Origin of the sequence: uncultured Limimaricola sp. (genome assembly GCF_964022235.1) — a bacterium.
GTDB lineage: Bacteria > Pseudomonadota > Alphaproteobacteria > Rhodobacterales > Rhodobacteraceae > Limimaricola.
Map to the genome: position 1 here is coordinate 65486 of NZ_CAXHZL010000013.1, position 19698 is coordinate 85183.

At 66.3% G+C, this 19698-nt stretch carries 18 protein-coding genes; 11 read left to right on the forward strand and 7 right to left on the reverse strand.

Annotation, left to right across the window (positions count from 1 at the left end):
• The first annotated feature begins 33 nt into the window (after nt 1-33).
• The 3 genes from AADJ02_RS15385 (at nt 34) to AADJ02_RS15395 (ending at nt 2666) form a co-directional block, all read left to right on the forward strand.
• A complete protein-coding gene (locus tag AADJ02_RS15385; protein ID WP_341213890.1) occupies nt 34-1104 on the forward strand; it encodes a UDP-3-O-(3-hydroxymyristoyl)glucosamine N-acyltransferase in 1071 nt (356 codons plus the stop codon).
• Nucleotides 1105-1185: 81 nt separating this feature from the next.
• On the forward strand, nt 1186-1452 hold the full coding sequence (locus AADJ02_RS15390; RefSeq protein WP_341213891.1) for an acyl carrier protein: 267 nt from the start codon (nt 1186-1188) through the stop codon (nt 1450-1452).
• Nucleotides 1449-2666 carry a beta-ketoacyl-[acyl-carrier-protein] synthase family protein gene (locus AADJ02_RS15395; RefSeq protein WP_341213892.1) on the forward strand — a complete coding sequence of 406 codons (1218 nt, stop codon included), beginning with the start codon at nt 1449-1451 and terminating at the stop codon, nt 2664-2666. Before AADJ02_RS15390 ends, AADJ02_RS15395 begins: the two co-directional genes overlap by 4 nt.
• Nucleotides 2667-2738: 72 nt before the next feature.
• On the opposite strand, the gene AADJ02_RS15400 is transcribed toward AADJ02_RS15395, so the two are convergent.
• Nucleotides 2739-3464 (reverse strand): invasion associated locus B family protein, encoded by a 726-nt coding sequence (locus tag AADJ02_RS15400; RefSeq protein ID WP_341213893.1) that lies wholly within the window; start codon nt 3462-3464, stop codon nt 2739-2741.
• Nucleotides 3465-3985: 521 nt separating this feature from the next.
• Here AADJ02_RS15400 and AADJ02_RS15405 point away from each other — a divergent pair.
• Nucleotides 3986-4414 carry a hypothetical protein gene (locus tag AADJ02_RS15405; RefSeq protein ID WP_341213894.1) on the forward strand — a complete coding sequence of 143 codons (429 nt, stop codon included), beginning with the start codon at nt 3986-3988 and terminating at the stop codon, nt 4412-4414.
• Nucleotides 4415-4493: 79 nt separating this feature from the next.
• On the opposite strand, the gene AADJ02_RS15410 is transcribed toward AADJ02_RS15405, so the two are convergent.
• Genes AADJ02_RS15410 through AADJ02_RS15425 form a run of 4 tightly spaced genes read right to left on the reverse strand, consistent with a single transcriptional unit; the run spans nt 4494 to nt 8548 of the window.
• The gene (locus AADJ02_RS15410; RefSeq protein ID WP_341213895.1) at nt 4494-5801 is read right to left on the reverse strand and encodes an HlyC/CorC family transporter; all 1308 of its coding nucleotides are present in this window, start codon (nt 5799-5801) and stop codon (nt 4494-4496) included.
• 55 nt (nt 5802-5856) lie between these two features.
• Nucleotides 5857-6816, reverse strand: a complete 960-nt coding sequence (locus AADJ02_RS15415; RefSeq protein WP_341213896.1) for a site-specific tyrosine recombinase XerD — start codon at nt 6814-6816, stop codon at nt 5857-5859.
• Nucleotides 6813-8381 (reverse strand): hypothetical protein, encoded by a 1569-nt coding sequence (locus AADJ02_RS15420; protein WP_341213897.1) that lies wholly within the window; start codon nt 8379-8381, stop codon nt 6813-6815. The genes AADJ02_RS15415 and AADJ02_RS15420 overlap by 4 nt, the downstream gene beginning before the upstream one ends.
• The gene (locus tag AADJ02_RS15425; RefSeq protein WP_341213898.1) at nt 8378-8548 is read right to left on the reverse strand and encodes a hypothetical protein; all 171 of its coding nucleotides are present in this window, start codon (nt 8546-8548) and stop codon (nt 8378-8380) included. Before AADJ02_RS15425 ends, AADJ02_RS15420 begins: the two co-directional genes overlap by 4 nt.
• 163 nt (nt 8549-8711) lie before the next feature.
• Between AADJ02_RS15425 and AADJ02_RS15430 the strand changes: the two genes are divergently transcribed.
• The 4 genes from AADJ02_RS15430 to AADJ02_RS15445 all read left to right on the forward strand — a co-directional run bounded on the left by AADJ02_RS15430 (nt 8712) and on the right by AADJ02_RS15445 (nt 13129).
• Nucleotides 8712-9290 carry a shikimate kinase gene (locus AADJ02_RS15430; protein WP_341213931.1) on the forward strand — a complete coding sequence of 193 codons (579 nt, stop codon included), beginning with the start codon at nt 8712-8714 and terminating at the stop codon, nt 9288-9290.
• A complete protein-coding gene (gene aroB / locus AADJ02_RS15435; RefSeq protein ID WP_341213899.1) occupies nt 9287-10408 on the forward strand; it encodes a 3-dehydroquinate synthase in 1122 nt (373 codons plus the stop codon). Before AADJ02_RS15430 ends, aroB begins: the two co-directional genes overlap by 4 nt.
• Nucleotides 10409-10607: 199 nt before the next feature.
• A complete protein-coding gene (locus tag AADJ02_RS15440; protein WP_341213900.1) occupies nt 10608-11216 on the forward strand; it encodes an outer membrane beta-barrel protein in 609 nt (202 codons plus the stop codon).
• A 182-nt stretch (nt 11217-11398) separates the two neighbouring features.
• Nucleotides 11399-13129, forward strand: coding sequence for a hypothetical protein (locus AADJ02_RS15445; RefSeq protein ID WP_341213901.1), 1731 nt, complete (start codon nt 11399-11401; stop codon nt 13127-13129).
• A 74-nt stretch (nt 13130-13203) separates the two neighbouring features.
• On the opposite strand, the gene AADJ02_RS15450 is transcribed toward AADJ02_RS15445, so the two are convergent.
• A complete protein-coding gene (locus AADJ02_RS15450) occupies nt 13204-14409 on the reverse strand; it encodes an aminotransferase class I/II-fold pyridoxal phosphate-dependent enzyme (protein WP_341213902.1) in 1206 nt (401 codons plus the stop codon).
• 208 nt (nt 14410-14617) lie between these two features.
• Between AADJ02_RS15450 and cysS the strand changes: the two genes are divergently transcribed.
• From cysS to AADJ02_RS15465, 3 genes are read left to right on the forward strand one after another with little or no spacing between them, the layout of a single operon-like run.
• Nucleotides 14618-16072 (forward strand): cysteine--tRNA ligase, encoded by a 1455-nt coding sequence (gene cysS, locus AADJ02_RS15455; RefSeq protein ID WP_341213903.1) that lies wholly within the window; start codon nt 14618-14620, stop codon nt 16070-16072.
• Nucleotides 16069-17697, forward strand: coding sequence for a citramalate synthase (cimA, locus tag AADJ02_RS15460; protein ID WP_341213904.1), 1629 nt, complete (start codon nt 16069-16071; stop codon nt 17695-17697). Before cysS ends, cimA begins: the two co-directional genes overlap by 4 nt.
• Nucleotides 17694-18464 (forward strand): squalene/phytoene synthase family protein, encoded by a 771-nt coding sequence (locus AADJ02_RS15465; RefSeq protein ID WP_341213905.1) that lies wholly within the window; start codon nt 17694-17696, stop codon nt 18462-18464. The genes cimA and AADJ02_RS15465 overlap by 4 nt, the downstream gene beginning before the upstream one ends.
• On the opposite strand, the gene AADJ02_RS15470 is transcribed toward AADJ02_RS15465, so the two are convergent.
• Nucleotides 18439-19680: an MFS transporter gene (locus AADJ02_RS15470; protein ID WP_341213906.1), complete on the reverse strand. Its 1242-nt coding sequence runs from the start codon at nt 19678-19680 to the stop codon at nt 18439-18441. The two genes, AADJ02_RS15465 and AADJ02_RS15470, sit on opposite strands and share 26 nt — an antisense overlap.
• Between the last annotated feature and the right edge of the window lie 18 nt (nt 19681-19698).

A 19698-nucleotide genomic window follows, 5' to 3' on the forward strand; every position in this document is an offset into this window, starting at 1 on the left:
CCGATACAAGGGCCCGACACAAGGGGAAGCGTGATGGACTATACTCTGAGCGAGATCGCCAAGGCGCTCGGTGCCGAGGTTCTGGGTGACGGCACGCTGCGCGTGACAGGTGCCGCGGAGCCGGGGCAGGCGTGCGAGACCGATCTCGCGCTTGCCATGTCGCCGCGCTATGCCGAGGCGCTGGGGCAGGGTCGCGCGAAGGCCGCTCTGGTCTGGCCCGAGGCCGATTGGCAGGCGATGGGGCTTGAGGGCGCCGTCGTGGCCCCCCGTGGTCGTCTCGCAATGTCGAAACTCACGCAGCTTCTCGATCCCCCCGAAACGGAGACGGGCATTCATGCCTCGGCCGTGGTCGATGCCTCCGCCGAAATCGGCGAGGGCGTGTTTGTTGGCCCATTGGCCGTGATTGGCGCAGGTGCCGTCATCGGGGCGGGCAGCCGCATCATGGCGCAGGCCTCGATCGGGCCGGGCGTGCGGTTGGGCCAAGACGCGCTCATCCACTCCGGCGCGCGGCTGGGGCGGAATGTGGTCGCGGGCGACCGACTGATCGTGCAGCCCAACGCGGTCATCGGCGGCGACGGGTTCTCTTTTGTCACCGAAGACGCGAGCCATGTGGAAACCGCCCGCGCAGAGCTGGGTCAGGGCACCGTCACGGCCGAGGCCGACCCGACATGGCACCGCATCCACAGCCTCGGCTCCGTGGTGCTGGGCGACGATGTCGAGATCGGCGCCTGCGCGACGGTCGATGCAGGCACGATCCGGCCCACGCGTGTCGGCAATGGCTCCAAGATCGACAACCTCGTGCAGGTCGGCCACAACTGCGTCATCGGCGACCACTGCCTCTTGTGCGGCCACGTCGGCCTCGCGGGGTCGGTGACGATCGGCGATCGCTCGGTGCTGGGCGGGAAGGTGGGCGTATCGGACAACCTGACCATCGGCGCGGATGTGGTGCTCACCGGCGGCTCGATCGTGCTGTCGAACGTGCCGGCGGGGCGGGTGATGATGGGCTATCCGGCCACCAAGATCGACACTCAGGTCGAGAGCTACAAGGCGCTGCGCCGGCTGCCGCGGCTGATGCGTGACCTTGCGGCATCCCGCAAGGGCTGAAAACGGCCATTCGTGGTTCCAATGCGGCGTCGCAGCGATTAGATCGGTCGTGAACATGCAGCTGCAGGGGACGCGGGGCACATGGATTTGCGTGACAGGGTGATCGCCATCATCGCCGAACAGGCGATGCTCGAACCGGGTGACGTGACGCCGGAGCAAAGCCCGGCTGATCTCGGGATCGACAGCCTTGGATTGGTCGAGAGCATCTTCGCCATCGAGGAGGCCTTCGACATCTCGGTGCCGTTCAACGCCAATGCGCCCGAGGAGAGCGATTTCGACATCTCCTCGGTCGCCGCGATCATCGCGGCGGTCGAACGGTTGGTACTAGAGCAGCGCACCCCGGCATGACCGGCCCGCGTCGTGTCGTCATAACCGGCGCAGGGACGATAAACAGCCTTGGCCACGACGTGCCCTCCACTCTGGAGGCCATGCGCGAGGGGCGCTGCGGCATCGGCCCGCTGGAGTTGCGCGACGTCGAGCGCCTGTCGATCCGCATCGGCGGGCAGGTGAAGGGCTATGACGAGCAGGCCCATTTCAATCGCCAGCAGATCGCGCTCTACGATCGCTTCACCCAGTTCGCCCTGCTCGCGGCCGCGCAGGCCATGGCACAGTCGGGCATCACTTTTTCCGATGCGGACAGCGAGATGTCGGGCGTGGTGCTCGGCACCGCAGGTGGCGGTGTGAACACTTGGGACGAGAATTACCGCAGCGTCTATGAGGAGGGTAAGAACCGGGTCCATCCCTTCGTCGTCCCCAAGCTCATGAACAACGCCGCCGCAAGCCATGTCAGCATGGAGTACAATCTGCGCGGCCCAAGCTTCACCGTCGCCACCGCCTGCGCAAGTTCGAATCATGCGATGGGCCTGGCGTTCCAGATGGTCCGATCGGGCATGTGCCAAGCCATGCTCACCGGCGGCTCGGAGGCGATGCTCTGTTTCGGCGGGATCAAGGCGTGGGAGGGGCTGCGCGTGATGTCCAAGGATGCCTGCCGCCCGTTCAGCGCCAATCGCAACGGCATGGTGCAGGGCGAGGGCGCAGCTGTTTTTGTGTTTGAAGAATATGGACGCGCGCGCGCGCGAGGGGCCGAGATCCTCGCCGAGGTCGCGGGCTTTGGCATGACGGCCGATGCCGCCGACATCGTCATGCCCTCGGCCCAAGGGGCGGAGCGGGCGATGCGTGTCGCGCTCAGGGATGCTGGCCTGATGCCCGAGCAGGTGGGCTATATCAACGCTCATGGCACCGGCACGGCAGCAAATGACAAGAGCGAATGCGCTTCGGTCTCGCAAGTCTTCGGGGCGGCGGCGGACCGGCTGATGATCTCCTCGACCAAGTCAATGCATGGCCACCTGATCGGCGGCACCGGTGCCGTGGAGCTTCTGGCCTGCATCATGGCGCTGCGCGACGGGGTGATCGCACCGACCATCGGCTATGAAGAGCCTGACCCCGAATGCGCGCTCGACGTGGTGCCGAACGTGGCGCGCGAGGCGCGGGTCGATGCGGTGTTGTCCAACGCCTTCGCCTTTGGCGGACTCAACGCGGTTCTGGCGCTGCGCGCGGCCTGAATCGGGTGACTTTCCACGAATAAGGGCGCGGCCGTGTGACGGCCGCGCCCTTATCGGTTTCGGGCTGGGACGTTACTTGGTCGAGGCGACCACCGCATCGAAGCCTGCGGTGAAGCCGGACAGCGACACCGTGAGCGCGACCTCCTGATCGGGGGCGGCGGCGGGGACGATCCGCAGGTTGCCTGCGCGACCACGCTTGAAGGCGGCGAGCTGCTGGTCCGACAGGCCGAAGCGGGCCACGCAGCCCGCACGATTGCAAAAGCTGAACGGGTAGCGGGCGGTTTCGCCACCGTCGATGGACAGCGACAGCGCCTCGGTCAGCAAGGTCTCCAGCGGAACCACGACGGTCACGCCCGCAACCGCCTGCGCCTCGGCACCCAGCGGCAGAAGGCTGACCTCGGCGACGGCGTTGCCATCGGCATCTTCGAGCAGCTGGTAAAGCTGACACGGGTCGGTCTCGCCCTCGGCGGCGCGCATGCAGCGCAGCGCCCAGTCCCCATGGGTCTCGGCCACATAGGGCTGGCCGGGACGTTCGGCCGTATCGGGCGAGGCCGGCGCTGCGGGTGTCTCAGGTTCGGCGGTTTCGGCTGGGGCAGGGGTTTCCGCCGGTGCCTGCGCGGGTTCGGCTTCGGCCGGGGCGGCAGGTGCCTCTGCGGGGGCGGCCTGCGCGGGCGCCTCGGGGGCTGCGGCAGGGGCCGCGACCTCGGGCGTCTCGGGCGCGGCAGTGTCCTGTGCGGCAAGCGGCGTCGAAAGGGCCAGCAGGGCGGCGCTGGCCAGAAGTGTCAGTCGGTTCGGCATGTGGCGATCCCGTTTTTCAGTGTCGGCGCGGATCTAGCACGATGCAGAGGGGCTGTCAGGCGGGAAAGGCGCGGCGACCGGCGAGGTTTCGCGGATGAGGAAAAGGGGCCGCAAAACGGCCCCTTTCCAGTTTCTCCCTGTCGGACTTGGCCGACTAATTGCCTCGGACGCTAGGGGATGTCTGACGGGACGTCAACCGGTAAGCCCCCAAAACCTATAGAAAAGACCCAAAAAAACCGCGCCCGAAGGCGCGGCAAGTCTGACAGGGAGGATGCCGGGCGATTTGCCCGACACCTGTATCATGCCATCGAAGGGTTACGGAGGTCTTCACCGAACAGCCCCGAAACCGCGTTCCGCATCTAAGTGTGACGCAACCACCAGAACAGCAATGAAAAATTCTCCCTCAGGTGGTGTGTACGATTTTATACAAAACCTCAGCGGCAGAAATGCTGACGGAACGGAAACAATCGTGTAACGTTTGCAACACGGGAGTTTGGAAAATGATGCATGGGAGGAACCGAATGGAGCCACTGGCTGAAGCGCTCTGGACCCTTGAAAAAAAACACTGGCTCGACGGCGCCGAGTTTTACGAGCGCCATCTTGATGGAGGAGGAGAGCTGGTGATTCCGTTCCCTGCGGATCTTCAGGATCGTGATGCCGCGTTGCGGGGCCTACGCCCGGCACGCCAGTTTGAAGCGGTTGAATTCCAGGATCAAACCATGATGGAACGTGGTGATACTGTCCTACTGAGCTACAGCATCGTTGCTTGGCGGGACTGTTGCTCGACCCCTTTGCGCGCGCGCTGTGCCTCGACCTATCTTGAGGACGACGGCACTTGGCTGCGCCTGTCGCATGAGCGCGATACGCTCAACGCGCCTGCCACCTCGGGGGAGGTGAAGAAGCTGCTGCGTCGTCAGCCGCGCCCGATTCCCCGCCTAGGGGCCGCCTGAACCCAGCCTGACATGGTTATCAGGACCTAGCCGGTTCCCTGACGGGGACCGGCCATTTTTTATGAGCCAAATGTCGGCCTCAAAGACTGTCGAGCGGGCGAATGCGAAGTGTGGAAATCCGGTTCTCTTCTTTGCCAATCACCTCGAAACGAAAGCCGTGGAAGCTGAAGACCTGCCCCTCCGTCGGGATCATCTGCGCTTCGTGGATTACGAGACCCGCGATGGTGTTGGCCTCTTCATCCGGCAGGTTCCAGTCCTGCCGTCGGTTGAGATCGCGGATCGTCATGGAGCCGTCGATCACATAGGCGCCGTCCTCCATCATCGCGATCGGCTCTTCGCGCTCGGCGTCGAACTCATCCGAGATCTCGCCCACGATCTCCTCGAGGATGTCCTCGAGCGTGATCAGGCCGCGCAGCGCCCCGTATTCGTCGACCACCAGCGCAAAATGCGTATGCCGCTTGAGGAACTGCCGCATCTGATCGTCGAGCGTTGTGGTCTCAGGGATGAAATAGGGCGTCATCGCGACGTCCATAATGTCGAAGTTTTCGAGTTCTGACGTCTCGACCGCGCCGTCGCCCATCATCTTGTGCATCGCGCGCAGCAGATCCTTGGCGTGCAGGATGCCGACAATGTTCTCTGGCTCGTCGCGGTAGAGGGGCAGGCGTGTGTGCGGGCTTTCGAGGCACAGCGACAGGATCTCGGTCGCGGGGCGGCCCGCGTCGATCATCGCGATGTTCGAGCGGTGAAGCATCACCTCCTCGACCGTGCGGTCGCCCAGATCGAGCGCGCCCAAGATGCGGTCGCGGTCCTCGCGGTCGACAACGCCCTCCTCGTGGCCGAGGCTCAGCGCGCCTGCGATTTCCTCGCGCACGGCGAGCACGTTGAGGTCGGGGTCGGTACGCACACCGAACAGGCGCAGCAGGGCGCGGACCAGCACCTGCACCGCCGAGACCACCGGGGCGAAGATCAGGATCACCCAGCCGATGGGCCGAGCCACCCGGCTGGCCATCGTCTCGGCGTTGGTGATGGCATAGGTCTTGGGCAGCACCTCGGCAAAGATCAGCACCAGAAGCGTCATCACCAGCGTCGCCGCCGCTACGCCGCTGTCGCCGAAGACGCGGGTGAGCAGGGCGGTCGCCAGAGAAGTGGCGAGGATGTTGACGACGTTATTGCCCAACAGCACCGAGCCGATCAGGCGTTCGTTGTCCTCGGTGACATGCAGGGCCTGCGCGGCCCCCTTGGAGCCGCGATCGGCGGCCGAGCGCAGCTTGCCGCGCGAAGCGGCGGTGAGCGCGGTCTCGGAGCCCGAGAAGAAGGCCGAGGCCACCAGCAGCAGGAGAATCGCGGCGCTGGTGATCCAGAATGCGGCGTCTAGGTCGGTTTCCATGAAGTCCTTCGCAAGTTGCGGCTCTTCCAGAGTTATGGGCCGAGGCGGGGCGGGATCAACCCTCGCCGCGCGGGCGGCTCCGGGCCAGTGGGTGATGCTCGTGCACCAGCGCGCTCAAGCGCTCGCTCTGCACATGGGTATAGATCTCGGTGGTCGACAGGTCCGCATGGCCCAGAAGTGCCTGAATTGCCCTGAGGTCGGCCCCGCCAGCGAGCAAATGGCTCGCGAAGGCATGGCGCAGAACATGTGGCGTCACCTGATCGGGGGCAAGGCCGGCTCGTGCGGCCAACTCCTTGATCAGGACGAAAAAGCTCTGCCGGGTCAGGTGGCCGTCGCGTCCGCGCGCTGGGAACAGGAATCTGGAGGCGGGCTTGCCGGTGGCGACCGCCGCCGCCTCGGACGTATCGCGCCGTTCCAGCCAAGCCGTGACGGCGGCGCGCGCGGGCCGCGACAATGGCACCATCCGCTCGCGCCCGCCCTTGCCGCGCACCAAGAGCATCTCGGGATCGCCGCGCAGGGACGCCACGGGCAGGGTCACGAGTTCGGACACCCGCAGGCCGGTGGCATAGAGCAGTTCCATCAGGCAGGTGGCACGCAGCGGGTCGCGCGGGTCCGTGCGCGCGGCGGCGAGAAGCGCCTCGACCTCCTCGCGCGAGAGCGTGCCGGGCAGGCGACGCGCCCGGCCCGGCCCCTTGAGCCGGATCGCCGGGTTGTCCTCGCGCCAGCCCTCCTCGAAGGCAAAGCGAAAGATCTGCCGGATCGAGGAGAGCCGCCGCGCGCGGGTGGCGCTCGACAACCCCTCGGCCTCGCAGGAGATGAGGTAGCGCTCCACATGGTCCTGCGTGGCGATCGCGAAGTGCGCGTCCTGATGCGCCAGCCAGCCCGCGAAGTCGTTGAGGTCGCGCCCATAGGCCAGCAACGTATTGCGCGCGGCGTCGAGTTCGGCGGCCTGCGCCTCGAGAAAGGCAGAGATCCAATGCCCCATCGGCATCGCGGCAGCCTGCGCGGCGCTCATGACGGGCGTTCCAGCAACAGCATCTGAAGTGCGATGCGGCGCGCCGTGTCCTCCATTCCGACGGACCGCAGCGTGGCAAGCCCGTCGGCAAGCGCCCCGGTGTCCCCGGCGCGGCCTTGGTCGATCAACAGGATCGCAGTCAGTATGGTCTCGCCGAGCCGACCCTCGTCGATCATCGTCGACAGTCCGGGGGGCGGCTCCCGGTCCGAGAATCCCTCGATCAAGGCGAGGGCGATGGGATCTTCGGGGGCTGGGTCGGGGCGCGCGTCTTCGGGTACGCCACGCGCCAGCGCCGACAGCAAGGCGGCGCGCGGGGTCTTGGCGTCCTGCGGCTGCGCAACTGCCTCGTAGTCGGGGCCGAGCATCGCGATCTCGAAGGCGATCTCCGCCGCTGTCCTGGATAGTGTCAGGGCGCCGAGGTCGGGGCCATAGTACTGGGCGAAAGCGGCTTGGAGCCGTGCATCCTGCATCGCCTCCCATGCGGTGGGCAGGGTCTTCGCCACTGCGCCGGTATCGCCCGCGCGCAGGGCGGTATCGAATTTCTGGATCGCGGCGGCCCGGTCCCACAATCCGCCGGAGGCGGCGGGCACGCGGGCCGTGTAGATGCCAAACAGCCGCGCGGGCTCGATCGCGCCGTGGCGGGCGAGCCGCTCCGCCGCCTCGATCTGCGCGCGCCAAGCCTTGGTCGGGCGCAGGTCGGCATGGCTGAAAGCGCGCGGCAGGGAGGCCGCAGGCATCGCCTCACCCACCGCCTCGCGCAGGCGGTAGACCAACGGTGTCACTCGCTCGGGCGGAGCAAGCGGCGGCTCGCCCTCGTAGAGATCGGGGTCGAGAAAGCGCGACAGCATCGCGTCCTCGCCATCCGTCACCTCGGCCAGCGCGCGGGCGGAATTGAGCGTCAGCGCCGCGGCCTGCCAATCGCCTTCGCGCGCGAGACAGAAGATGCGGGCGGGCCAGGTCGGGGCGATGGCGGGCTTGTTGCGCATGGCGCGACAGGCCGCGTTCTCGCTCCCCGTGAGAAGCGCGATGTCGAACCAGCGGCGGAACCGCTCGGGATCGTCGGGACCAGCCTCCTGCAGCAGTTCGGCTGCCGGATCCAGAGCGCCCATCTCGAGCAGCCGGTCGATCCGCGCCAGAAACAGCGAGCCCCGTGCATCCGCGTCGGCGGGCGGATCGGCCTCGGCCACCATGAGCAATTGCGAAAGCGCCTCTAAGGCGGGCAACGTGTCGAGCGGCTGCGCCTCGATCAGGGCGACCAAACGGTCCTGCTCGGTGGCTGACCACAAATGCCGCGGCAGTCCGGACACCCGCGGCCCGACCAACCCGATCGAATCGGGCGAGGCGGAATCGAGCGGGCGCACCGAGACCTGCGGCGAAGAGGCGCTGTCGGCCACGGGCGGCTCCTCGGGGCCGGGGGCGGGCGCCTCGGGGATTGCCACCGATCGCGATAGCCAGTCGATCGCGGAGAGCGGTTCTCCGCCGGTCACGTCCTCTTGGGCGCCCCCGGCCTGGGCCAGGGCCACGATCGCGGTGGTGGCAAGCAAGAGGCGTGCGGTGCGCGTCACTGACCGATCTCGAGGGTGACGGGCTTGACCACCTCCGTGGCAGGAGCCGCAAAATCGTCCGGGAACAGCATCGGCCCCACGTAGGCGTAGGCCAGAACTCCCAACACGGCCAGCACCGCAAGGATAAGCGCGGCCTTCACCAGCGCCCAGATCAGTCGTCTCAGCATCTCACTCGTTCCCTTGCCCCGGTCTTTGGACAGCCGTGCGCTGCCTCTTTCGAGCGATTCATAACTGGTCTTTCGGCAGATATCACGTCATTCAGGGCGAGAAATTGCCGGGCCCGTCCTGCGGGCCGCGACGAGGGGACGGATGCAGGCGGGGAAGGCGCAGATGACGGTACGGGACAGCGCCGGAGCGCCGCGCGCAGGAAGGTTGCGCCGACCCGTGGTTCTGGTCGGCATGATGGGGTCGGGCAAGACCGCCATCGGTCGCGCGCTCGCGGCACGGCTCGGCTGCGGATTCGTCGACAGCGACGCGGCCATCGAAGAGGCGGCGAAGTGCTCGATCGCCGAGATCTTTGCCCGTAATGGCGAGCCGTTCTTTCGCGCCCGTGAAAGCGAGGTCCTGTCTCGGTTGCTCGATGCGGGTCCACGCGTGATCTCGACCGGGGGCGGAGCCTATCTGGCGCCAGCCAATCGCGCCCTTATCTCGCAGATGGGCGCGGCACTCTGGCTCGATGCCGATCTCGATCTTCTGTGGGAGCGGGTCCGCCACAAATCCACCCGGCCCCTGCTGCGCACCGCCGATCCGCGCGGCACACTGGCGCGCCTGCTCGAGGAACGCCGCCCGGTCTATGAACAGGCGGAGCTGCGGCTTGTCGCGCAGGCGGGGGATTCGATCGATCGAACGACCAGCCGCGTGATCGAGACCCTCGCCGCCCGGCCCGACATTCTGGAGAGACATCGATGACCGCTCATGAGATCGCCACCGTTCGGGTCGACCTGCCGGGGCGAGCCTATGACATCCATGTAGGCGCCGGGCTCGTGGCGCAGGCCGGGCAATACCTGCGCCCTATGCTGTCCCGTCCCCGCGTCGCGATCCTCACCGACGAAACCGTGGCGCAGGCGCATCTGGCGGCACTCGAAGCCGGCCTTGCCGTCGAAGGGATCGAAGCGGTGAGCCTCGCGCTGCCTGCGGGCGAGGCCACCAAGTCCTGGGACGGGCTGGCGCGTGCGACCGAATGGCTGATCGAGAACCGGGTCGAGCGCGGCGATCTCGTCGTGGCCTTTGGCGGTGGGGTGATCGGGGATCTGGCCGGTTTCGCTGCCGCCATCGCCCGGCGCGGCATCCGATTCGTACAGGTCCCCACCTCGCTTCTGGCGCAGGTCGACAGCTCGGTCGGTGGCAAGACCGGCATCAACACCGCGCAGGGCAAGAACCTCGCCGGGGCGTTTCATCAACCGGTGCTCGTCCTCGCCGACATCGCGCTTCTCGACACGCTTCCCGAGCGCGAGCTGCTGTCGGGCTATGGCGAGGTGGTGAAATACGGCCTTTTGGGCGACGCGGCCTTCTTCGAATGGCTGGAGGTCAACGGCCCGCGCCTGCGCGACGGCGACCGCGATGCCCGGCTCGAGGCTGTGCGACGCTCCTGCGAGATGAAGGCCGAGATCGTGATGCGCGACGAGACCGAGCAGGGCGACCGGGCGCTGCTCAACTTGGGCCATACCTTCTGCCATGCGCTTGAGGCGGCAACCGGTTACTCGGACAGGCTCAAGCATGGCGAAGGGGTGGCTATCGGCTGCGCGCTGGCCTTCGATCTTTCGGCACGTCTCGGGCTCTGTGCCCAAGAGGAGCCGAGCCGGGTGCGTGCGCATTTGGCCGCAATGGGCATGCGAGCCGAATTACGCGACATCCCCGGCGATCTGCCTGCCGCCGAGGCGCTGCTGGCGCTGATGGGCCAAGACAAGAAGGTGAAGGAGGGCAAGCTGCGTTTCGTGCTGGCAGGCGGTATCGGCCAAGCTTTCGTCACCTCCGATGTGCCGCCAGAGGCGGTAATTGCCGTTCTGCGCGACAGTGCCGCAGGGTAATCGGCGAGGCATCGCCGACGGGCTGGCAGATCTCTGCGCGCATACGGCGTTCAGGCTGCGCGTTTTTCTGCAGCTGCATTGAACCTTTCCATGGCGCATGTGTTCTAGGCGAGGACGCACCGGCACAAGCCGGACGTCCGCCACGGTCACCTTCCTCCCCCGATCGGGTGCCCGGGCATTGAACGAACAGGAGCTACACATGAATTTCACGACCCCCACCTTTGCGCTGGCCCTCGGCCTTCTGGCTGCCCCCGCCTTCGCCGGTGGCCTGGCTCTGCCGGTCGCCGATCCGGTGGCCCCCGCCGCCCCCGTCGCCGTGGCCCCCGTTGTCGCGACCGGCTCCGACTGGTCCGGCTTCTACGCTGGTGGCCAACTCGGCTACGGTCAGGCCGAAACCGATGATGGCCTGTTCGACGAAGACGGTGCCGTCTATGGTGGCCAGCTCGGCTACAACTACGATTTCGGCAAGCTCGTCCTCGGCGGCGAAGTGTCTTACGTCGGCACCGAGATCGGTGACGACGCTGCGGGCACCGAGATCGACGGCATTGCTGCCGCCAAGCTGCGCGCCGGTTACGATGCGGGCGCCTTCCTGCCCTACGTGACCGCAGGCTACGCCAGCGCCTACACCGCTGACGAAATCGCCGGCGAAGACCAGTTCGACGGCTACGTCTATGGCGCCGGCATCGACTACAAGGTCACCGAGAACATCGTCGTCGGCGGCGAAGTCCTCAAGCACGAGTTCGAAGACCTCGGCGCGACCGACCTCGATGCGACCACCGCGGCTGCTCGCGTGTCCTACCAGTTCTGATCGCGCAGGCCCGGCGGGCTCCGCCAGGCCGCATCGATCACAACAAACGGAAAAGGGGGTCGGTCACGCCAGCCCTTTGCAGTAAATGGTGCAGAAAACTCGGAAAATACTTCGGTTGGCCAGATTTTGGCCAACCTTTCCTTCGATAGCTGCCAAATCTGGTGTTTTCCGAGGGAGGATGCGTGCTCGCACCCGCGATTTTTTCTCCGCCAGCACTTACGCGAAGGTTGCCGCTTCCAAAATATGGGATCGACGTGAACTTCTGCCGGAACCCGCAATGCGACCTGTTTGCGGAACCGCCTGACCCGATCAGGAGACAAGGCCGTCCGAAGGGAAATGTCAAATCGAACTACCCTCGCGGGGAAGTCATCGGTTCTGGCGACGATAAAACCTTCAAATGCGGCGCCTGCGGGCAGTCTTCGATCATCAAGAACAATGGCGCAATTGTCGAAGAGTATCGCCGACTTCGCGGGCGCTTCCGAGCGGAAGGCCCGCGCGACTGCTGCCCTGCCGACTCCTGCGACAACCGGGACAAACCGCTGTCGCAGCATCCCAAGCTATATCGCAAGTCAGGCCGAACCGCGAAAGGCGGTCAACGGTGGAAGTGCAAGTCCTGCCTGACATCGTTTTCGATCGGGTCCCGGATCAGGCGACAACATCGCAGCAATGCGAACCGGGATGTGCTGTGGATGATTACGAACGGAATGCCGATCTCGAAAATCAGTGATTTCACGGGGCTATGTCCACGAGATGTTTATCAGAAGATAGACTTCATCTACGACCGCGTCGTCGACCACACGGCACGCCGTGAGGGCTCTTTTGAAGGGGTGAACTGGCAGAAGGTCGGCCGCCGTTTCGCGACGGATTCCCAGACGCTGCACCTGAACTGGCCGAACAAGAAGACACGGGCCCAGATTGCCGTTCAGCATCTCTGCACGGCACACGCGAACACCGGCTACATCATGGCGGCGCACCTCGGACTCGACCCGGATATCGACCTACCCGACATCGAGGCCGCTATGACAGCTGCGGGCGATTTCGCTCTGCCACGCGCCTTCCGAAGTCAGGCGCGGGTCTGGTCCAAGACTGAGTTCAAGGCATACCTCGACAAGATCACCCAAGGCGTCCAGATTCACCCGCTGGAGGCGCCTGACGTGGACCGCGATCTGCAACTGCCTCATCGCGGCTCCCTGCTGCGCCAAGACGTGATGCAACTGGCCCACGCTTTCCTCCTTCGTCATTTTCTGGGCAAAGGCGATGACCGCTTCGTCTTCGTGCTGGATGCCGACTCCGGCTTGGCTCTGTCCTTCGTCGCAGCCTTTGCGAAACGCATCAAAGAGGCCTCGGCAGATGTCATTGTCGTCCGTTTCGACAAGCATCAATCCAACGACCAGAGGAATATGCTGGTTGGGGACGGGAAGGCCGCCTTGGAACTGGCCACGGGAATTTCTCAATCGCAATGGTCAGCAATGGACTTACGCGACAAGTTCGAGCACACCGACGCAGCCATCGAGGGAATGTTGCAAGGGCACCTTCTCGGCGAGCCATTCGCTTGGCCGTTCCACACGAAAAGCGAGCCTCACCGGCGTATTCGGATTCTCACTGACCGGGCTAATATGGGCCCAGATCGACGCGCTCGGTTGATGCGTCTCGCGACCCTTCGCAGCGTCGATGCCTACTTCCACAAGGTGAGGTCGAATATCCGCTTCGCCGCTCGACCGGCGCATACTCCGAGTGGCAACGGTCGCGCCTGGGACCGACACTACCTCTACAATCCCGAGACAATGGTGAAAGTGGTGGAAATCTACCGCTTCGTCCACAACTGGATGGGTTCATCGAAGGTCAAGGAGACGCCGGCGATGAAGCTCGGACTCGCTCGAGGAAAGATGCGAGCGAGCGAGTTCTTCGCATAAGGTGAGTGCAGCCGCCGATTTCTCGACGGCTGCACCATTTACTGCAAAGGGCTGGTCGGTCACGACCCCCTTTTTCATGCCCGCTCTCTGGCCAACTCTCCGGCCAATTCTGCGGCCAGCGCCAGAAGCTGCACCAGCGCTGCCTCAAACCGCGTATCCTCGATCGTCAGCGCGACCCGCACATGCCCTGCCGCCGCTTGGCCAAAACTCTCGCCCGGCATCACCGCGATCCGCTCGCGCTCCAGCAGTGTCTCGGCAAATGCCTCGCCATCAAGGCCGGTCGCGCGGATATCGAGCAGCGCATACATGGCCCCCTGCATCGGCACCGCCCGCACCACGTCCTGTGCCGCGACGAGGCGCTGTGCGGTGTCGCGCCGCCGCCGGAACGGCGCCGCCACTCTCGTTTCGAACGCCGCCCCTAGCCGCAACGCGTGCAACGCCGCGTCTTGGACGAAGCCGGGAATGCCGTATGTCATGTGGGTGGCGAGGTTTTCGAGCGCCTCGATCGCCACTTCCGGCCCGACGATCCAGCCGACCCGGCTGCCGGTCATCGCGTGGCCCTTGGACATCGATCCCACCACCAGCGTGCGATCCGTGAGCTCGGGCAGGGCGCGCGGGCTCAGATGCTCGCCATCCCAGACCTGCCCCTCATAGACTTCGTCCGAGATGAGCCACAGGTCGCGACGCAAGCAGAGCGCGCCGATCCGCGACAGGGCCTCGCGCCCGTAGACCGCACCGGTCGGGTTGTTGGGCGTGTTGATCAGCAAGGACCGCACACGGCCTGCATGCCCGTCGATGGCCGCCTCCAGATCAGAGGCGCGGGGTACGAAGCCGTCCTCGGCACGCGCCGCCACCGGCAGGGCCACCGCGCCCGCGGAACGTACGGTGCCGGGGTAGGTGGCATAGAACGGATCGACATAGAGTGCGCCATCGCCCGCGTCGCAGACGGCGAGATGCGCCATGTAAAGCCCGGCCTGCCCGCCGGGCACCACCAGCACGTTCTCGGGCGTCGTCGCCACGCCGCTTTGCGTCTCGACGCGTCGGGCGATCTCGGCCCGAAGTTCGGCGATGCCCGGCACGGCGGCGTAACCGGTGTGGCCACCACGCGCGGCGCGGTCCATGGCGTCGAGGATGTCCGGATCGGTCCGGACGTCGTGCTCGCCGATGGTCAGCTCGGTGACGGGTATCCCGGCCTCGATCATTCGGCGGGCCTTGCGAAACAGGTCCCAGCCGTCCGAGCCGCCGCCGGTGATCTGCGTAATGCGTTGTGAAAGTGTCATGTGGCACAGAAGGGCGCGCCCGCGCCGCCCTGTCAATCGCCCGAGACGCTGGACGTGGCCCCCCCCGGCTGCTAGATCGCTTGCCATGACGAGCACGAGCATCATCGGCTGCATCATTTCCTGCTGACTTGCGTCACGCGGGCCGCTCTCACGTTTTCCCGATGGAACACAGGATCAGCCCGCCGGCGTCACCGCCTGCGAGGCCCACATGACGACGATCCGCCTGCACGACACCAAGACCCGCCGCAAGGTGGACTTCGCGCCGATCGACCCCGGCAACGTCAGGCTCTATGTCTGCGGCCCCACGGTGTATGACCGGGCGCACTTGGGCAACGCGCGCCCTGTCCTCGTGTTCGACCTGTTGTACCGGCTGCTGCGCGAGGTCTTCGGGCCAAGCCACGTCACTTATGCGCGCAACTTCACCGACGTCGATGACAAGATCAACGCGCGTGCCGCCGCCACTGGCCGTCCGATCCGCGAGATCACCAACGAGACCATCGTCTGGTATCATCAGGACATGGATGCGCTGGGCGCGCTGCGCCCCGATCACGAGCCGCGTGCCACCGACTACATCGGCCAGATGGTGGCGATGATCGAACGCCTCGTTCTTGCCGGGCACGCCTACGCCGCCGAAGGACACGTGATGTTTTCGGTGTCGAGCTACGGCGAATATGGTGCGCTGTCGGGCCGCGCGGTCGAGGACATGATCGCAGGCGCCCGTGTCGAGGTCGCCCCCTACAAGCGCGATCCGATGGATTTCGTACTGTGGAAGCCGTCGGGCGACGACGAGCCCGGCTGGGACGGGCCGGTGATCGAAGGCAAGAGCGTCGGGCGCGGTCGCCCCGGCTGGCACATCGAATGCTCGGCCATGTCCTATCAGCTGTTCGGCGACAGCTTCGATATTCATGGCGGCGGCATCGACCTGCAGTTTCCGCACCACGAGAACGAGATCGCCCAAAGCGCCTGCGCCCACCCGGAGGGGCAGTTCGCGAACGTCTGGATGCACAACGAGATGTTGCAGGTCGAGGGTAAGAAGATGTCCAAGTCCTTGGGCAACTTCTTCACCGTGCGGGACCTTTTGGACAAGGGTATCCAGGGTGAGGTGATCCGCCTTGTCATGCTCGGCACGCACTACCGCAAGCCGATGGACTGGACCGAGGAGAAGCGCGCCGAGGCCGAGGCGACCCTCGCCAAGTGGTACGGCATCCTGCACGCGCATGGCTTTACCGCCAAGATGGTCGCGGGTCTCAAGGCCGCAGGCGAATGGGCCACGGACGAGGAGTTCCTCGGTGTGCTCGCCAACGATCTCAACACGCCCGGTGCCATCGCCCGGATGCATGTTCTGGGGCAGGCCAAGACGCCCGCCAAGCTGGTGTCCTTCGCCACTGCGCTCGAACTCATGGGGCTGATCGAGGATTGGGATGCGCTGGCGACCCTTGCGGGGGCCGATGCGGCCCCGGCGATAGCGCCGGAGGTCGACGCCGCCGTCACGGCGCTTCTGGAGCGTCGGGCGCAGGCGCGGGCCGCCAAGGACTGGGCCGAAGCCGACCGCATCCGCGACATTCTGAGCGCCGCCGGCGTGCAGGTGACCGACATGGGCGGACAGGCGAGCTGGCAGCCCGGCCCTGACTTCGACGCGACCAAGCTGGAGGGCACGGCATGACCGAGCGGCTCTATCTTTACGACACCACCCTGCGCGATGGGCAGCAGACCCAAGGCGTGCAGTTCTCCACCCGCGAGAAGATCCAGATCGCGCAGGCGCTCGACGCGCTCGGTATCGACCAGATCGAGGGCGGGTGGCCGGGGGCCAACCCCACCGACAGCGAGTTTTTCGAAACCGTGCCCGACACCCGCGCGCCGATCACCGCCTTTGGCATGACCAAGCGGACGGGCCGTTCCGCGGCCAACGACGAGGTGCTGGCCGCGGTGCTGAACGCGAACACCCCGTCGGTCTGCATCGTCGGCAAGACGCATGATTTCCACGTCACTATGGCGCTGGGCATCACGCTCGAGGAAAACCTCGACAACATCCGCGACTCCATCGCCCATATCGTGGCGCAGGGCCGCGAGGCGCTGTTCGATGCGGAGCACTTCTTCGACGGCTGGAAGGCTAACCCCGACTACACGCTCTCGGCGATCCGGGCCGCGCATGACGCCGGCGCGCGCTGGGTTGTGCTGTGCGACACCAACGGCGGCTCCATGCCCGAGGAAATCGCCGGGATCACTCGCGCCGTGATCGAGGCGGGCATTCCTGGCGACCGGCTTGGCATCCATTGCCACGACGACACCGGGCAGGCCGTCGCCTGTTCGCTCGCCGCCGTCGAGGCAGGCGCGCGCCAGATTCAAGGCACGCTGAACGGCTTGGGCGAGCGCTGCGGCAACGCCAACCTAACCACGCTGATCCCGACCTTGCTGCTCAAGGAACCCTACGCGTCGCGCTATGCGACCGCTGTGACGCCAGAGGCGCTCAAGGGGCTGCGCCGGGCGTCTCGGCTGCTCGACGACATCCTCAACCGGGTGCCGATGAAGCAGTCGCCCTATGTCGGGGCCTCGGCCTTCGCGCACAAGGCGGGACTGCATGCGAGCGCCATCGCCAAGGATCCCTCGACCTATGAGCACATCGAGCCCGGACTTGTCGGCAACAGCCGCATCGTGCCGATGTCGAACCAGGCGGGACAGTCGAACCTGCGCGAGCGCCTCGCCCGCGCCGGTATTGAGGTCGAGAAGGGCGACCCCGCGCTCGCCCGCATCCTCGACCGGATCAAGGAACAGGAATCGCGCGGTTACTCCTACGACACCGCACAGGCCAGCTTCGAGCTGCTGGCGCTCGACGAGTTGGGCCAGCTGCCCGACTTCTTCGAGGTCAAACGCTACCGCGTCACCGTCGAGCGCCGCCGCAACAAGCGCGGCCACATGGTGTCGCTCTCCGAAGCGGTGGTTGTGGTGAAGATCGGCGGCGAAAAGGTGATGAGCGTCTCCGAAAGCGCCGGGCCGGATGGCTCGGATCGCGGCCCGGTCAACGCGCTGAGCCGGGCGCTGGGCAAGGATCTCGGCCCCTATCAGTCGATCATCGACGACGTGCACCTCGTGGACTTCAAGGTGCGCATCACCGATGGCGGCACCGAGGCCGTCACCCGCGTCATCATCGACAGCGAGGACGGGCAGGGCAACCGCTGGTCCACCGTCGGCGTCTCGGCCAACATCGTCGACGCGAGCTTCGATGCGCTGGTGGACTCCATCCGTTGGAAGCTGATCCGCGACGGCGCAAAGCCAGTGGCGCGGGCATGAGCGTCGCCGCCTGCGCAGGCCTCGTCGAGCGCGGCGACCCGGACCGGTTTCGCGCCGCCATGGCCGCGCCCGTGGCCGCGCGCGAAAAGCTGTTTCCGCTCTACGCCTTCAACCTCGAAGTGGCGCGCGCGCCCTTCGTGACCAAGGAGCCGATGATCGCCGAGATGCGGCTGCAGTGGTGGCGCGACGTGGTCGAGCAGATTGCAGGCGGCGGGCCGGTGCGCGCCCACGAGGTCGCCACGCCCCTCGCGCAAGTCGCGCGCGAGACGGCTCTGCCCGAACCCGCTCTCGACGCGCTCGTGGCTGCGCGGCGTTGGGACATATATTCGGACCCGTTCGAGGATCAGGCCGCCCTTGACGCCCATGTGGATGCCACGGCGGGCGGACTGATGTGGCTCTCGGCCAAGGCGCTCGGGGCCGGGGACGACGAGGAGGCCGCGATCCGCAAAGCAGGGTTCGGTCATGGCGTGGCGCTCTGGCTCATGGCAATCCCCGCTTTCGAGGAGCGCAACAAGCGCCCCCTCGTGGATGGCCGACCCGAAGCCGTTGTGGAGTTTGCCCGGCGCGGACTCGCGGCATTGAAAGGCGCCCGCAAGGCGCGGCCGTCGAAGGCGGCGATCCCGGCGCTGCGTGCTGCGTGGCAGGCCGAAGGCATTCTCAAGCGCGCTGTGGCCGAGCCGGGGCGCGTCGCGCATGGCGCTTTGGCTCCCAGCCCCGCCGGCAGCGCCGCCGCGCTCGCGATCAGGGCCGCGACGGGGCGCTGGTAGCCATGCGACGGCGGAGGCGCAGCCAGAGCAGCGCCCCGCCCGCCAGAGCCAGAGCCGGGAACATCGCCACGTTGACCGAGAACCAGCCCTGTGCGGGCAGACCGCCCGAGCAGTTCATGAGCCCGCCCGACGACAGCGAGGCCAGCGTCACGAAGCCGAACACCAACGTGTCGTTGAGGCCCTGCACCACACCGCGCTCTTCAGGGCGGTGTTCGGCCGTAAGCATCGCCGTCGCGCCGATGAAGCCGAAGTTCCAGCCCAGACCGAGGAGCACCAACGTGCTGTAGAAGGCGGGCAGGCTCGTGCCCGACAACCCCGTCAGACCAGCGGCCCCGAGCAGCGCCAGACCCGTGCCCACGACCCGCGCGGCGCCAAAACGCGCAATCAGGTGCCCGGTGAAGAACGATGGCACATACATCGCCAGCACATGCGCCGAGACGATGTCGCTCGCGTGATCGCGCCCGTGTCCCATGCCCACCACCGCCAGCGGGGTCGAGGTCATGACGAGGTTCATCAGCCCATAGGACACCATTGCACAGAGGATCGCCACGAGAATGCCCGGCTCGCGCAGCAACGCCCGACGCGAGCGGGAAGGGGCGGGCGCGACCTTGGGATCAGCTGATGTGCCGACCGGTAGATCGAGCCCGAAGAACAGGAACAGCCCCCCGAGGTTCAATGCCATCACTGCGAGGTAGCTGCCGAGGAACGGCACCGCGAAGGCGTCGAGCACCGCCTTGTTGAGTTGCGGCCCGATAATAGCGGCCCCGAGGCCGCCTGCCATTACCCAAGAGATCGCCTTGGGCCGGAACCTGTCCGAGGCGGAATCGGCGGCGGCAAAGCGATAGAAGCCCTGCGCCGACATGTAGATGCCGGTGATGTAGGAACCCACGAGCAGCACCGGGAACGACCCCAGAATCAAGCCCAGCGCCCCGAGCGCCGCCCCGAGCGCCCCGGCCACGCCACCGATCAAAAACCCCGCGCGCCGCCCGCGCCGCTGCATCAGCGGTGAGATCCACGGTGCCGTGGTCATCGAGCCGAAGACGATGAGCGAGATAGGCAATGTGGCCAGGCAGGCATTGGGCGATAACTCAGACCCCACGAGCCCGCCGATCACGAAAAGGATCGGCATCTGTGCGCCGAGGATCGCCTGCGCGGCAACGAGAAAGCCTGTGTTGCGCTTGGCGCGGCGGTCGTCGGGAATGGGTGCGGTTGTCATGCTTTACCGGTAGCCGCA

Excerpts from the sequence above, each read along its gene's own strand:
- AADJ02_RS15440 (WP_341213900.1), top strand. The coding sequence starts at position 10,608 with ATGAATTTCACGACCCCCACCTTTGCGCTGGCCCTCGGCCTTCTGGCT.
- AADJ02_RS15410 (WP_341213895.1), bottom strand. The coding sequence starts at position 5,801 with ATGGAAACCGACCTAGACGCCGCATTCTGGATCACCAGCGCCGCGATT.
- AADJ02_RS15400 (WP_341213893.1), bottom strand. The coding sequence starts at position 3,464 with ATGCCGAACCGACTGACACTTCTGGCCAGCGCCGCCCTGCTGGCCCTT.
- aroB (WP_341213899.1), top strand. The coding sequence starts at position 9,287 with ATGACCGCTCATGAGATCGCCACCGTTCGGGTCGACCTGCCGGGGCGA.
- AADJ02_RS15385 (WP_341213890.1), top strand. The coding sequence starts at position 34 with ATGGACTATACTCTGAGCGAGATCGCCAAGGCGCTCGGTGCCGAGGTT.
- AADJ02_RS15415 (WP_341213896.1), bottom strand. The coding sequence starts at position 6,816 with ATGAGCGCCGCGCAGGCTGCCGCGATGCCGATGGGGCATTGGATCTCT.
- AADJ02_RS15430 (WP_341213931.1), top strand. The coding sequence starts at position 8,712 with ATGACGGTACGGGACAGCGCCGGAGCGCCGCGCGCAGGAAGGTTGCGC.
- AADJ02_RS15470 (WP_341213906.1), bottom strand. The coding sequence starts at position 19,680 with ATGACAACCGCACCCATTCCCGACGACCGCCGCGCCAAGCGCAACACA.
- AADJ02_RS15390 (WP_341213891.1), top strand. The coding sequence starts at position 1,186 with ATGGATTTGCGTGACAGGGTGATCGCCATCATCGCCGAACAGGCGATG.
- cimA (WP_341213904.1), top strand. The coding sequence starts at position 16,069 with ATGACCGAGCGGCTCTATCTTTACGACACCACCCTGCGCGATGGGCAG.
- AADJ02_RS15450 (WP_341213902.1), bottom strand. The coding sequence starts at position 14,409 with ATGACACTTTCACAACGCATTACGCAGATCACCGGCGGCGGCTCGGAC.
- AADJ02_RS15465 (WP_341213905.1), top strand. The coding sequence starts at position 17,694 with ATGAGCGTCGCCGCCTGCGCAGGCCTCGTCGAGCGCGGCGACCCGGAC.
- AADJ02_RS15395 (WP_341213892.1), top strand. The coding sequence starts at position 1,449 with ATGACCGGCCCGCGTCGTGTCGTCATAACCGGCGCAGGGACGATAAAC.
- AADJ02_RS15425 (WP_341213898.1), bottom strand. The coding sequence starts at position 8,548 with ATGCTGAGACGACTGATCTGGGCGCTGGTGAAGGCCGCGCTTATCCTT.
- cysS (WP_341213903.1), top strand. The coding sequence starts at position 14,618 with ATGACGACGATCCGCCTGCACGACACCAAGACCCGCCGCAAGGTGGAC.
- AADJ02_RS15405 (WP_341213894.1), top strand. The coding sequence starts at position 3,986 with ATGGAGCCACTGGCTGAAGCGCTCTGGACCCTTGAAAAAAAACACTGG.